This is a genomic window from Dietzia sp. DQ11-44 (genome assembly GCF_014145205.1).
Taxonomy (GTDB): Bacteria; Actinomycetota; Actinomycetes; order Mycobacteriales; family Mycobacteriaceae; genus Dietzia; species Dietzia natronolimnaea.
Map to the genome: position 1 here is coordinate 1 of NZ_JAALEC010000629.1, position 1,444 is coordinate 1,444.

Here is a 1,444-nt window from a genome sequence, read left to right on the forward strand (position 1 = left end):
TGAGCCTCGCCGGGGGGGTCGAGCACCGGGCCCGCGTCACCGGGACCCTGGCGGGGACCGACACCCGCGTGTCGGCGATCGTCGACCTGGTCGTCGACGAGTCCGGTGCGCACCTCGTCCCGGTCGAGCCCGCGACGGGACCCTCCGGACTCCCCGACCAGGACCCCGACCTCGCGTTGCGACGGACCGCGCTGACCCTCTCCCCGGACGTCCTCCCCCTCGGGATCGCGGTGGAGACCCTCACCGTGCGGGGCGGGACGATCACCGCCGGCGGTACGGCCGGCCCGGGCGCTACGCCGCTCGGCGACCTGGCCCGACCGGACCACTAGACTCCCCGATATGAGTCGCGACGACGTACTGGTCAGCACCCGCTGGGCCGAATCGCGCCTCGACGATGACTCGGTGGTCTTCCTCGAGGTCGACGAGGACGTGTCGGCGTATCACACCGACGGCCACATCCCCGGGGCCGTCGCGCTGAACTGGCGCACGGAGTTGCAGGAGGAGTACACGCGGGACCTCGTGGGCCGCGAGAGGTTCGGCGAACTCATGTCCGAACGCGGGATCACCCGCGATCACACGGTCGTGGTGTACGGCGGCAACCACAACTGGTTCGCCGCCTACGCCTACTGGTATCTGCGCCTCTACGGCCACGCCGACGTGCGGCTGCTCGACGGGGGTCGCATGCGGTGGGAGCGCGACGGACTACCTCTCGACACCGATGTACCCCGGCGTCCGGTGACCGCTTACGTGGCCGACCCGCAGGATCTGTCGATCCGCGCGTTCCGCGACGACGTCCTGGCGGGGCTGGGTAACGACGCGCTCGTGGACGTCCGCTCGGTCGACGAGTACACCGGCAGGCTCGCGGCGCCGGCCGGGTTACCCCAGGAGGGCGGGCGTCAACGCGGACACATCCCGGGCGCCGTGAGCATCCCCTGGAACCGCGCCGTGACCCGCGACGGCACCTTCCGCACCGACGCCGACCTCCGCGAGATCTACGCGGACTTCCTCGACGAACCCGGTCGCCGCGTGGTGACCTACTGCCGGATCGGTGAGCGCTCCAGCCACACGTGGTTCGTCCTGCACGAGCTCCTCGACCAGCCCGACGTGGTCAACTACGACGGCAGCTGGGTGGAGTACGGCTCACTGATCGGTGTCCCGGTCGAGCGGTGAGGATCCTCCTCTCCCCGCTCGGGCGATCGACTCGCTAATCTCTGGGCATGTCACTTCTCTCCCGAGCGTTCGGACTGGCCGCACGCGCCTCCGTCGTCGCCGTCGGCGCCTCCGTGGCCTCCGCCGTCATCGTCGGCGTCGACCAGCGACGGGGCGCGGTCCCCCAGGTCCCGGACCACCCCGGCCCGTACTCCCCCGCGGAGCGCGAGGCGGCGGTGCGGATGTACCTCACCGCGCTCACGCTGCCCGCGGCCGCGTTCCGGGTGCCCTTCGC

1 protein-coding gene and 2 pseudogenes are annotated in these 1,444 nt (G+C 71.6%); all 3 read left to right on the forward strand.

What is annotated here, in order from left to right; genetic code table 11:
- A pseudogene (locus tag G6018_RS14530) lies at positions 1-329 on the forward strand (DUF2993 domain-containing protein); the annotation flags it as partial.
- Between the two features lie 10 nt (positions 330-339).
- Positions 340-1,170 (forward strand): sulfurtransferase, encoded by an 831-nt coding sequence (locus G6018_RS14535; protein ID WP_182640001.1) that lies wholly within the window; start codon positions 340-342, stop codon positions 1,168-1,170.
- A 47-nt stretch (positions 1,171-1,217) separates the two neighbouring features.
- Positions 1,218-1,444 (forward strand): annotated as a pseudogene (locus tag G6018_RS14540) (hypothetical protein); the annotation flags it as partial.

Excerpts from the sequence above, each read along its gene's own strand:
- G6018_RS14535 (WP_182640001.1), top strand. The coding sequence starts at position 340 with ATGAGTCGCGACGACGTACTGGTCAGCACCCGCTGGGCCGAATCGCGC.